Source organism: Citrobacter sp. S55_ASV_140, from assembly GCF_018919505.1.
In the GTDB taxonomy this organism is placed as follows: domain Bacteria; phylum Pseudomonadota; class Gammaproteobacteria; order Enterobacterales; family Enterobacteriaceae; genus Citrobacter; species Citrobacter werkmanii.
Genome location: NZ_JAHLQZ010000131.1, coordinates 1 through 11617, shown reverse-complemented (window position 1 = coordinate 11617; position 11617 = coordinate 1). Strand labels below are relative to the sequence as shown.

At 52.9% G+C, this 11617-nt stretch carries 10 protein-coding genes and 2 tRNA genes; 7 read left to right on the top strand and 5 right to left on the bottom strand.

The annotated features are described in order from the left end of the window. Nucleotides 1-91 precede the first annotated feature (91 nt). Nucleotides 92-1057: a glucokinase gene (gene glk, locus KQJ18_RS16985; protein WP_063942028.1), complete on the bottom strand. Its 966-nt coding sequence runs from the start codon at nt 1055-1057 to the stop codon at nt 92-94. Nucleotides 1058-1261: 204 nt separating this feature from the next. Here glk and KQJ18_RS16980 point away from each other — a divergent pair, with 204 nt between their 5' ends. Next, on the top strand, nt 1262-2497 hold the full coding sequence (locus KQJ18_RS16980) for an ion channel protein (RefSeq protein WP_216422363.1): 1236 nt from the start codon (nt 1262-1264) through the stop codon (nt 2495-2497). On the opposite strand, the gene KQJ18_RS16975 is transcribed toward KQJ18_RS16980, so the two are convergent. Beyond that, entirely contained in the window at nt 2498-4150 is a 1653-nt protein-coding gene (locus KQJ18_RS16975) for a thiamine pyrophosphate-binding protein (RefSeq protein ID WP_216422362.1), read from the bottom strand. A gap of 184 nt (nt 4151-4334) precedes the next feature. Here KQJ18_RS16975 and mgrA point away from each other — a divergent pair, with 184 nt between their 5' ends. Both mgrA and ypeC read left to right on the top strand, forming a co-directional pair. Further along, nucleotides 4335-5324: an L-glyceraldehyde 3-phosphate reductase gene (gene mgrA, locus KQJ18_RS16970; RefSeq protein ID WP_085047778.1), complete on the top strand. Its 990-nt coding sequence runs from the start codon at nt 4335-4337 to the stop codon at nt 5322-5324. A gap of 137 nt (nt 5325-5461) precedes the next feature. Further along, nucleotides 5462-5788, top strand: a complete 327-nt coding sequence (gene ypeC / locus KQJ18_RS16965) for a DUF2502 domain-containing protein YpeC (RefSeq protein WP_003834889.1) — start codon at nt 5462-5464, stop codon at nt 5786-5788. Between the two features lie 32 nt (nt 5789-5820). Here the strand turns inward: ypeC and KQJ18_RS16960 are convergent, their stop codons facing one another. Further along, nucleotides 5821-7059 (bottom strand): Nramp family divalent metal transporter, encoded by a 1239-nt coding sequence (locus KQJ18_RS16960; RefSeq protein ID WP_038642443.1) that lies wholly within the window; start codon nt 7057-7059, stop codon nt 5821-5823. A gap of 344 nt (nt 7060-7403) precedes the next feature. Between KQJ18_RS16960 and nupC the strand changes: the two genes are divergently transcribed. Then, nucleotides 7404-8606, top strand: coding sequence for a nucleoside permease NupC (gene nupC, locus KQJ18_RS16955; protein ID WP_038642445.1), 1203 nt, complete (start codon nt 7404-7406; stop codon nt 8604-8606). 150 nt (nt 8607-8756) lie between these two features. Here the strand turns inward: nupC and KQJ18_RS16950 are convergent. Continuing rightward, a tRNA-Ala gene (locus KQJ18_RS16950) sits at nt 8757-8832 on the bottom strand. Between the two features lie 221 nt (nt 8833-9053). Between KQJ18_RS16950 and KQJ18_RS16945 the strand changes: the two genes are divergently transcribed. Together KQJ18_RS16945 and KQJ18_RS16940 are read left to right on the top strand one after the other, a co-directional pair. Beyond that, a complete protein-coding gene (locus KQJ18_RS16945; protein WP_006683575.1) occupies nt 9054-9416 on the top strand; it encodes a YfeC-like transcriptional regulator in 363 nt (120 codons plus the stop codon). Nucleotide 9417: 1 nt separating this feature from the next. Next, entirely contained in the window at nt 9418-9810 is a 393-nt protein-coding gene (locus KQJ18_RS16940; RefSeq protein ID WP_038642449.1) for a YfeC-like transcriptional regulator, read from the top strand. A 56-nt stretch (nt 9811-9866) separates the two neighbouring features. Here KQJ18_RS16940 and gltX read toward each other — a convergent pair whose 3' ends face one another. After that, nucleotides 9867-11282, bottom strand: coding sequence for a glutamate--tRNA ligase (gene gltX / locus KQJ18_RS16935; RefSeq protein ID WP_038642458.1), 1416 nt, complete (start codon nt 11280-11282; stop codon nt 9867-9869). Nucleotides 11283-11540: 258 nt separating this feature from the next. On the opposite strand from gltX, the gene KQJ18_RS16930 reads away from it, so the two are divergent. Next, nucleotides 11541-11616 (top strand) — tRNA-Val (locus tag KQJ18_RS16930). Nucleotide 11617: the final 1 nt, after the last annotated feature.

Sequence of the window (11617 nt, the reverse complement as noted above, 5' to 3'; positions counted from 1 at the left end):
TGCTCGTCGTTAACTGATCGTCGTTACGTCAGAAGCGCGGTTTAGTGGGAATACAGGCCGGATGATTGCTAAATACCATCCGACATTGGCCTTACAAAATATGCCCCAGCGTCTGGCGCAGATGTGCGCCAGAACCAAGCAGGCCCGGATTATCATGCACAATCAGATACACTGGAATATCCTGAACGTAGGCTTTAAAACGTCCTTTATCTTCAAACCCACCGCGGAAACCGGAAGCTTTAAAGAAATCAAGGAAGCGCGGCACGATCCCGCCAGCGATGTACACGCCGCCAAACGTGCCCAGCGTTAACGCCAGATCGCCGCCAAAGCGGCCCATGATCACACAGAACAGCGACAGCGCGCGGCGGCAGTCGATACAGGAATCTTCCAGCGCACGGGCGGTGATATCCTTCGGCTGCAGATTTTCCGGCAGGCGGCCGTCTGATTTGACGATGGCGCGATACAGGTTCACCAGTCCGGGTCCTGAGAGCACACGTTCAGCAGAAACATGACCGATTTCCGCACGCAGAACCTCAAGGATAATCCCCTCTTCTTCGCTGTTAGGCGCAAAATCCACGTGCCCGCCTTCACCCGGCAGACTTACCCAGCGTTTATCAACGTGCACCAAATGCGCCACGCCGAGGCCAGTTCCCGCGCCATACACCGCAATCGGTTTGCCTTCGACAGGTTCCGCGCCGCCAAACTGGATCAAATGCTCTTTTTTCAGCATGGGGATTGCCATCGACACGGCGGTGAAATCATTGATGATTTCCAGATGGCTAAAGCCCAGATTTTTTTTCATCTCAGCAATAGAGAATGCCCAGGTATGGTTGGTCATTGCTACCCAGTCGCCGGTGATCGGACAGGCAATGGCAATGCAACCATCTTCGACGCTGACGCTATGCTCATCCAGGTACACGCGCACCACAGCCTCCAGACTGGGGTAATCCAGCCCGGAATAGGTTTTTGCCTGCGAAATCTCGCCACTGGCAATGTCGCACAGAGCAAGACGTGCGTTGGTGCCGCCAACATCACCTACTAAAGCATATTTTGTCATTCTTCCACTGCTCCGCTAAAGTCAAAATAAATCTTTGCCACACTGTAAATTCATGGGGGCATAACAACAACGGCCTGAAGGCTGATGCCCGTAGAAAATCGATCCAGATCACACAATTACTTTATCGTTTCAGCACCATTTGCAGCGATGCGGTCGCGCAGGCTGTGCAAACTATATCTATGACTCTGTTTGAAGGAATTGAAAATGCTCCATCCGCGAGCCAGAACGATGCTCTTGCTATCAACTCCCGCGATAATCATTGGCATAGCGTCCAGCCTGGTGTTGATCGTTGTGATGAAAGTCGCTTCCGTTTTACAGCAATTTTTATGGGAGCGTCTGCCGATTAGCATCGGAATTGCCCAGGACTCTCCGCTGTGGATCATCGGTATGCTCACGTTAACCGGACTGATGGTCGGGCTTGTCATCCGCTACAGCCGGGGCCACGCTGGTCCGGATCCGGCTTGTGAACCGTTAATCGGAATGCCGGTGGCCGTTTCGGCGCTGCCAGGCCTGCTGGCGGCGCTAATCCTCGGTCTGGCGGGCGGCGTCAGTTTAGGGCCGGAACATCCCATCATGACCGTGAATATCGCCCTCGCAGTGGCGCTTGGCAGCCGCCGCTTTCCGCGCATTGCTAAGCTGGACTGGACCATTCTCGCCTCTGCCGGCACCATCGGGGCGTTATTTGGTACTCCCGTGGCCGCCGCGTTGGTGTTTTCGCAAACGCTGAATAGCTCGAACGATGTTCCTTTATGGGATCGCCTGTTTGCGCCGTTAATGGCCGCCGCCGCAGGTTCACTGACCACCAGCCTGTTCTTTCATCCCCATTTTTCATTGCCCATCGCGCACTATACGCAAATGCATCTGATCGATATCCTCAGCGGTGCGGTCGTTGCTGCTATCGCCATTGCCGCGGGCATGGTGGCCGTCTGGTGTCTACCGCGCTTGCATCATTTAATACATCGGCTTAAACACCCGGTACTGATCCTTGGGGTTGGTGGTTTTATTCTCGGTATTTTGGGTGTAATTGGCGGACCGCTTACCTTATTTAAGGGACTGGATGAAATGCAGCAAATGGCGTTTAGCCAGACGCTGGGGACAACGGATTATTTGCTGCTTGCCGTGATCAAACTGGCGGCATTGGTGGTCGCCGCAGCGAGCGGTTTTCGCGGCGGGCGAATTTTTCCGGCGGTCTTCGTGGGTGTCGCGCTGGGTCTGATGCTGCACGCCCATGTTGAAGCCGTTCCGGCAGCCATCACGGTCTCCTGCGCGATTCTCGGGCTGGTGCTGGTCGTTACCCGCGACGCGTGGCTGAGCCTGTTTATGGCGGCAGTCGTGGTGCCAGACACCACTTTGCTGCCGCTGCTTTGCGTCGTTATGCTCCCCGCCTGGCTTTTATTGGCCGGAAAACCAATGATGATCGCCAGCCGTCCCGAGGAGTAGCTATCCTCCGTTGCGAGATTCCAGCGCACGGGTCACCGTGCGCAATAACTCAGGAAGATCGGCTTTCGGTAGCACCACTTCAATTAATGACAACCGTTGCGGACGGGACAGCCGGGCCAGCACTTCCTCCAGTTGGACCGCCTGCTTCACTCGCCAGCATTCCGCCTGACATTCATGACTTAACGCCTGCGGCACCTGGGTCCAGTTCCATCCGGCGATGTCGTTATAACGCTGATTTGCCCCGTGAATAGCCCTCTCCACGGTATAGCCGTCATTGTTAATCAGTAAAATCACCGGTGATTGCCCGTCCCTGAGCATAGAGCCCAGTTCCTGGATAGTGAGTTGCGCTGCACCATCGCCAATAATCAGGATCACCCGGCGGTCCGGGCAGGCCGTTTGCGCGCCAAATGCCGCCGGGAGCGCGTAGCCGATGGAACCCCACAGGGGTTGGACCAGGACTTCCGCACCGCTGGGTAGCGAGAGCGCTGCCGCACCAAATGCCGCCGTTCCCTGGTCGACGAGGATGATGTCATCCGGCGCCAGATAGTGTTGCACCGTTTGCCAGAAATTTTCCTGGGTCAGCAGCCCCTTCTCAACCTGGATACGCCCAACTGGCGGGCGTTCGGGCGGCAGTGAAAACGACATCTCCAGACACAACTCGCGTAACGTAGTGACGGCCTGTTCCATCGGAACGTTAAACCATTGGGTACCAACACGTGACGCATGGGGCTGAACGTCAATCGTGCGCTCCGGTGGTAACCGTTGCGTAAACCCAGCGGTCAGGGTGTCGACAAATTGTGTACCGACGCAAATAATCGTATCGGCATCTTCAATGGCCTGGCGCACATAGTCGCTACTGGCTCCGGCGCTGTACGTACCGACAAACGCCGGGTGACGCTCATCAAATAACCCTTTCCCCATCAACAGCGTGGCGTGAGCCATCGGCGTTTCCGCCATCCAACGCTGCAATACAGGCTGTAAGCCAAAACGCTGCGCGAGAAAGTCGGCCAGCAGCGCTACGCGCGGACTGTCCAATAGCCGCTCGCGGGCATAATAGCGAAACGCTTCCGCCACGCTGCTTTCCGGTTCGCTCAGAGGAATAATCAGGGCGTCATTCGGCGGCGTGGCGGGCTGTTTTGCCACATCAGCAGGCAACATCAGATAGCCCGGCCTGCGCTCAGTTAACATCGCCCGCAGCACGCGATCAATTTCATAGCAGGCGTTTTGTTCATCCAGCACTGCGCTGGCCGTCGTTACAGCCTGCTGCATACGGTAAAAATGCTGAAAGTCACCGTCGCCAAGGGTGTGATGCATCAGTTCCCCACGACGCTGCGCACCGCGACAGGGCGCGCCGACAATATGCAAAACGGGAACATATTCCGCATAGCTTCCCGCGATACCGTTGATCGCACTTAACTCCCCCACGCCAAACGTGGTGAGCAAAGCTCCCGCCCCTGCCACCCGGGCATAGCCATCCGCAGCATACGCCGCATTTAATTCGTTCGCACACCCGACCCAACGTACGCTGGGATGTTCAATCACGTGGTCAAGAAACTGCAAATTATAATCGCCAGGCACACCAAAGAGGTGGCCGACGCCACAGCCTGCCAGCCTGTCCAGCAGATAATCAGCAACGGAATATTGGGTTTGCATGACAGCTATCCTTCTGACGGTAACCTCAATGTTGAGTATCGAAGAACTGTGATGACTGTCCAGGAGAGTTGTTGTGAAGGGGGTGGAAAGCAAGATGTACAGTTTTGACGATTAAAAATTCATTACAGTCTGCTTTGTGTAAACGTATACACTCAATGACACACGTTATCCAACAGGAGGCTACATGGTTTATCAGGCTGATGAAAATCGCTATCAAACAATGGAGTATCGCCGCTGCGGCCAGAGCGGCCTCAGGTTGCCGATTGTCTCTTTGGGTTTGTGGCATAATTTTGGTGATGCCACGCAGGTAGAGAACAGTCGGGCGCTGTTACAGCGCGCATTCGATCTGGGAATTACTCATTTTGACCTAGCGAATAACTATGGCCCGCCGCCGGGCTCAGCGGAGCGAAATTTTGGCCGCATTCTGCAGGAAGATTTTTTACCGTGGCGGGATGAGCTGATCATCTCCACCAAAGCGGGCTACACCATGTGGGAGGGGCCCTACGGCGACTGGGGATCGCGCAAGTACCTGATTGCCAGCCTCAATCAAAGCCTCAAACGCCTGGGGCTGGAGTATGTTGATATCTTCTATCATCACCGGCCCGATCCAGAAACGCCGCTCAGAGAAACCATGCGCGCGCTGGATCATATTGTCCGTCAGGGGAAAGCGCTGTACGTCGGGCTGTCTAACTATCCGGCTGAGCTTGCCAGGCAGGCGATTGAAATACTCGACGATTTAGGCACCCCCTGCCTTATCCACCAGCCTAAATATTCCCTGTTTGAACGTTGGGTCGAAAGTGGCCTGCTGTCGCTGTTACAGGAAAAGGGTGTTGGCAGTATCGCCTTCTCACCGCTGGCGGGTGGGCAATTAACCGACCGCTACCTGAACGGTATTCCTGCGGACTCGCGCGCGGCAAGCTCCAGCCGTTTTCTTAACCCGGACCAGTTAACGCCACAAAAACTGGAAAAGGTCCGTGCGCTGAACGCGCTCGCAGAGCGCCGGGGACAAAAACTTTCTCAAATGGCGCTCGCGTGGGTATTACGGGAAGACAAGGTCACCTCCGTGCTGATAGGCGCCAGTAAACCCGCACAAATTGAAGACGCCGTTGGCATGCTGGCAAATCGGCATTTCTCTGCCGAAGAGTGCGCTGAGATTGATGCCATTCTGAGCTGATTGAAATAAAGACACATTTATTAACAAAAAGTGCTCTCGCTCGCGATTTAAGAGTTAAGGCGATGAAACGGGGCTTTACTGCCCCGTAATATTACGTTAACAGGCCGGCTACGGCTCGATCGTGAAGGAGAGTAAACATGTTCAGGTCACTGATTCTGGCGGCAGTCTTATTGGCTTTTACCCCGCTGGCCGCGAACGCTGGCGAAATCACCCTGCTGCCATCAATAAAATTGCAAATTGGCGATCGCGATAATTACGGTAACTACTGGGATGGCGGCCGCTGGCGCGACCGGGATTACTGGCATCATAACTATGAGTGGCGCAAAAATCGTTGGTGGCGTCATGACAATGGCTATCATCGTGGCTGGGATAAACGTAAAGCTTATGAGCGCGGCTATCGCGAAGGTTGGAATGACCGTGACGACCATCGCGGTCGCGGGCGCGGTCACAAACATCATCATTAATGTAACAAAAGAGCCTGCGGGCTCTTTTGTTTTTACAAACCCAGCGCGGTTCCCACCAGTAACCAGATATTGAGCGCGACCACTAACACCACAATCATCCAGCCAATGTATTTGACCCAGGCGGTGTTAACCAAATCCCCCATCAATGTGCCGTTGCTGGTAAAGATCAGTAGCGGCACCAGCGCAAGGGCAATCCCGAAACTGAGCAACACCTGGCTCATCACCAGAATACGGGTCGGATCCAGCCCCATCAGAATCACAATAAATGATGGCATCATAGTGACGGTGCGACGTACCCATAATGGGATATGAAAGCGGATGAATCCCTGCATCACCACCTGCCCCGCCAGCGTGCCGACCACAGTAGAAGACAGTCCCGCAGCCACCAGGCTTAAACCAAACACCGTCGCCGCCGCATGGCTCAACAGCGGTTCAAGAGTCAGGTACGCTTGATCGAGATCGGCGATACCGGTATGCCCGCTAAAATGAAATGCGGCGGCAGCTGTCGCCATCATCGCCAGATTTACAAATCCGGCAATCGTCATGGCGATAGCCACATCCCATTTGGTGGCCGTATAGCGCTGTTGGCGCGTTCCGCCGTGCAGATGCTGGGTTAAGGAAGAGTGCAGATAAATGACGTGCGGCATGATGGTCGCGCCAAGTACGCCTGCGGCCAGGAACACAGCCTCCGAATTGGGCAGGCTGGGAATAATCATCCCCTTGCTAAGCTGCGCGAAGTTCGGTTGGGAAAAGATCAGTTCCACAATGTAAGCCGCAGCGACAAACAGCAGCAGGCCGCCAATGACTTTTTCCAGCGGCTTTTGCCCGCGGCGCTGCAGCATCAAAATTAAGAATGTCGCGATGCCGGTAAGCACGGCCCCCTGCAATAACGAAACGCCCAGGATCAGTTTGAAACCAATCGCAGCGCCAATAAACTCAGCAAGGTCGGTCGCCATGGCGATAATTTCAGCCTGCACCCAGTAAAACCACACCACCGGGCGAGGATAGTGATCGCGAATTTGCTCTGCCAGGTTTTTACCGGTGGCAATACCCAGTTTTGCCGACAGCACCTGAATCAGCATCGCCATCAGGTTTGCCCAGACCACCACCCACAGCAATTTATAACCAAAGCTGGCCCCTGCCTGGATATTGGTGGCAAAGTTACCTGGATCGATATAACCGATCGCCGCGATGAACGCAGGTCCCATTAATGCGAGCTTCAACTTGCGCGCTGCCCGTCCACTGCTACTCTCAACGCGATCGTTCGTCATTTTAGTGCCCCAGAAACATAGCCTTTGCTATGTTTCAAGCTACGCCCATTGAGAATGATTATCAAATTCATTTTAATGGGTGAAGTTGATTTCTCTGATAGCGATTGTCTATGGATCGATAAAGATTCTGGAAATACCGGTGAGATGTTTAATTATTGTTATTAGATTAGCACAATGACATAACTTTTCACTTCCCTACTCAACATAACAGAAGTGTATCGCCGATCACTAATTTTGAATCTCGTCACAGGTCCTTATTATAGTGTGTGTTTGATCTCGTTTTCTTTATGGTTGTTACATAGAATGTGCACGAAAACTAAACCTGCCTCATATTTGGAGCAAATATGGACCGCGTTCTTCATTTTGTCCTGGCCCTTGCCGTGGTTGCGGTACTCGCACTGCTGGTAAGCAGTGACCGTAAAAAAATCCGCATTCGTTATGTTATTCAACTGCTTGTTATTGAAGTGTTACTGGCATGGTTCTTCCTGAACTCTGATGTCGGTCTGGGCTTCGTGAGAGGCTTCTCCGAGATGTTTGAGAAACTGCTCGGATTCGCTAATGAAGGGACAAACTTTGTCTTCGGCAGCATGAACGACAAAGGCCTGGCATTCTTCTTCCTGAAAGTGCTTTGCCCGATCGTCTTCATTTCCGCGCTGATTGGTATTTTGCAGCATATCCGCGTTCTGCCAATTGTCATCCGCGCGATTGGTTTCCTGTTATCTAAAGTCAACGGTATGGGTAAGCTGGAATCCTTTAACGCCGTCAGCTCCCTGATCCTGGGTCAGTCCGAGAACTTTATCGCCTATAAAGATATTCTCGGCAAAATGTCCCGCAACCGTATGTACACCATGGCTGCAACAGCGATGTCGACGGTTTCCATGTCTATCGTCGGCGCGTATATGACCATGCTGGAGCCGAAGTACGTGGTTGCTGCGCTGGTTCTGAACATGTTCAGCACCTTTATCGTCTTGTCGCTGATCAACCCCTACACCGTTGATGCCAGCGAAGAAAACATTCAGATGTCTAACCTGCACGAAGGCCAGAGCTTCTTCGAAATGCTGGGTGAATACATCCTGGCAGGTTTCAAAGTGGCAATTATCGTTGCAGCCATGCTGATTGGTTTCATCGCGCTGATCGCCGCCCTGAACGCCCTGTTCGCTACCGTGACCGGTTGGTTTGGCTACAGCATCTCCTTCCAGGGCATCCTGGGCTACATCTTCTACCCGGTTGCATGGGTAATGGGTGTACCGTCCAGCGAAGCGTTGCAGGTGGGCAGTATCATGGCAACCAAACTGGTTTCTAACGAATTCGTCGCGATGATGGATCTGCAGAAAATCGCCTCTACGCTCTCTCCACGCGCTGAAGGCATCATCTCTGTGTTCCTGGTCTCCTTCGCTAACTTCTCTTCCATCGGGATTATCGCCGGCGCGATTAAAGGCCTGAACGAAGAACAAGGTAACGTGGTTTCCCGCTTTGGTCTGAAGCTGGTGTACGGCTCTACGCTGGTGAGCGTACTGTCTGCATCCATCGCAGCACTGGTGCTGTAAGCCTAAGACAACATTGTCGTGTTAAGACCGGGGAGGTTTTTCTCCCCGGTTTTTTTATGCGTGTTATTCAGCAAACCAAAGAAATATAAGGTGAGAACTGGCAGGATGTAAAAACAAAAAACCCCCGCTTTTCAGCGAGGGTTTAAATTTTGGTGGAGCTAAGCGGGATCGAACCGCTGACCTCTTGCATGCCATGCAAGCGCTCTCCCAGCTGAGCTATAGCCCCGTCACGTAAAGCTTGTCGAGTTGACGGGCGGCATCATATGAATTCCCTTCGCGTGTGTCAACGGCAAAATTAACTCATAGAATTCAATCGCTGAAAAAGCAGTCAAATGAAGAACATTGCGTAACAACTCGCATTCAGTAGTTAAACGCGTCACGGTTTCTACTAAAATGGTGCTATAAAATGAGCCACTAATTAACCCCACGACTACTCAGGGAATCGTTATGTTCAAGGAACGGATGACGCCAGAAGAGCTTGCTAATCTGACCGGATACAGCCGACAGACCATCAATAAATGGGTGCGCAAGGAAGGTTGGGCTACATCACCAAAACCAGGCGTTCAGGGCGGTAAAGCCCGTCTGGTTCACGTCACCGAACAAGTTCGTGAATACATTCGCAGCGCTGAACGTTCAGCCGAAGGTTTATCAGATAACTTATCGTTATCCGGTGATACTTCGATTGAGGCGCTGCTGATTAGACTCGCCAAAGAGATGACGCCATCAGAACAGAAAATGTTTACGTCATTGATCCTGCGTGAAGGCATTACGGGTTTATTACAACGCTTAGGGATCCGCGAAAACAAATAATATGAAAAAATTACGCAGCAAAATGACGACCGAAGAGCTGGCGGAATGTCTCGGGGTAGCCAAACAAACCGTCAATCGTTGGATCAGAGAGCAAAACTGGACCACCGAAAAATTTCCCGGCGTTAAAGGTGGTCGTGCAAGACTTATTCATATTGACTCCGGTGTCCGCACGTTTCTGCTCAACGTTCCCGCTTTTCGCAAAGCTCCTGAGTTTTATCAGGCTGAAGAACCGCTGGCAGAATACACCCATGTAGTACGCAGCCATGCCTGTCGCCAGATAATCAGCGCACTGGACAATATGTCGCCAACGGAACAAGAAAAGCTGGCGATGTATATCTCGCGCGAAGGGATTCGTAATTTCCTTATTCGTCTGGGCATTGATGAGTCTGAATAACAGGTAAAAAAAACGGCAGGAGCGCATCCTGCCGTTGTGTCATCAATCAGCCAGAATTACTGCTGACTTTCACGCTCTGCAATAAACGCCAGTGCTTTGTTAATACGCTCAACGCTGCGGGATTTGCCAATCGCATGCACCGTGACGTCTAACGCCGGGGACTGACCCGCGCCGGTTACCGCGACGCGCAGCGGCATCCCAACTTTACCCATACCCACTTCCAGCTCATCAGCGGTTGCCTGAATCGCGTGGTGGACGTTTTCTGCCGTCCATTCGGTAATGGCGGCCAGTTTGTCGCGAACCACTTCCAGCGGCTGACGCGCAACCGGACGCAGGTGTTTCTTCGCCGCGTCAGCGTCGAACTCAGCAAAGTCTTCATAGAAGTAGCGACAGCTCTGCGCCATCTCTTTCAGCGTCTTGCAACGCTCGCCCAGCAGTTTCACCAGCTCAGACAGTTGAGGCCCAACGCGAGTATCGATATTTTCCTGCTCAATGTGCCACTGCAGATGCGTTGCCACATATTCCGGTGCCAGCGCATTAATGTAGTGATGGTTCAGCCACTGCAATTTTTCAGTGTTGAACGCGCTCGCAGACTTGCTCACCGCACCGAGGGAGAACAGTTTAATCATCTCTTCACGGGTGAAGATTTCCTGATCGCCGCTGGACCAGCCCAGGCGCACCAGATAGTTCAGCAGCGCTTCCGGCAGATAGCCGTCATCGCGGTATTGCATCACGCTGACCGCACCGTGACGTTTAGAGAGTTTTTTACCGTCGTCGCCGTTGATCATCGACACGTGCGCGTAAACCGGCACCGGCGCATTCAGCGCTTTCAGGATATTGATCTGACGCGGGGTGTTGTTGATATGGTCTTCGCCACGAATAACGTGAGTGATTTCCATATCCCAGTCATCGACAACCACGCAGAAGTTGTAGGTTGGGGAGCCGTCGGTACGGCGGATGATCAGATCGTCCAGCTCCTGGTTGCTGAATTCGATCGGCCCACGGATCTGATCGTCAAAAATAACGGAACCGTCCTGCGGGTTGGCAAAACGCACCACGCACGGTTCATCGGCGGCATGGTGCTCATGACCGTGGCGGCAGCGGCCGTCGTAACGCGGCTTCTCACCGTTCGCCATCTGCTCTTCGCGCAGCGCATCCAGACGCTCTTTGGAGCAGTAGCACTTATATGCGGTGCCTGCTTCCAGCATTTCATCAATAACAGCGTTGTAGCGATCAAAACGTTTGGTCTGGAAGTACGGGCCTTCATCCCATTCCAGATTCAACCAGTTCATACCATCCATAATGGCTTCAATAGCTTCCGGTGTGGAGCGTTCGAGATCGGTGTCTTCAATACGCAGCACAAACTCACCGCCATGGTTACGTGCAAAAAGCCAGGAATAAAGAGCAGTGCGCGCACCGCCGACGTGCAGGTAACCTGTCGGGCTTGGCGCGAAGCGAGTTTTGATTTTCATGAAATGGCCTTACGTTTATAAAGATGCCGACAACCGGCAAATCCAGGGAAGATTATCAGGCTCGTATTCTATCACTGTGGTCTGATTCCTCAATGTTGATCGGGTTGGAACATCACGCTTTGCCATTTTCGTATACAAATCATGCTGAATGGATTGTTTTGCGATCGTTTTGTTTAAATTTACGACGAACGAACAATTTCTTTTGAAAATGCGTTGACTCATTTTCAACTCTCCCTATAATGCGACTCCACACAGCGGGGGTGATTAGCTCAGCTGGGAGAGCACCTCCCTTACAAGGAGGGGGTCGGCGGTTCGAACCCGTCATCACCCACCAC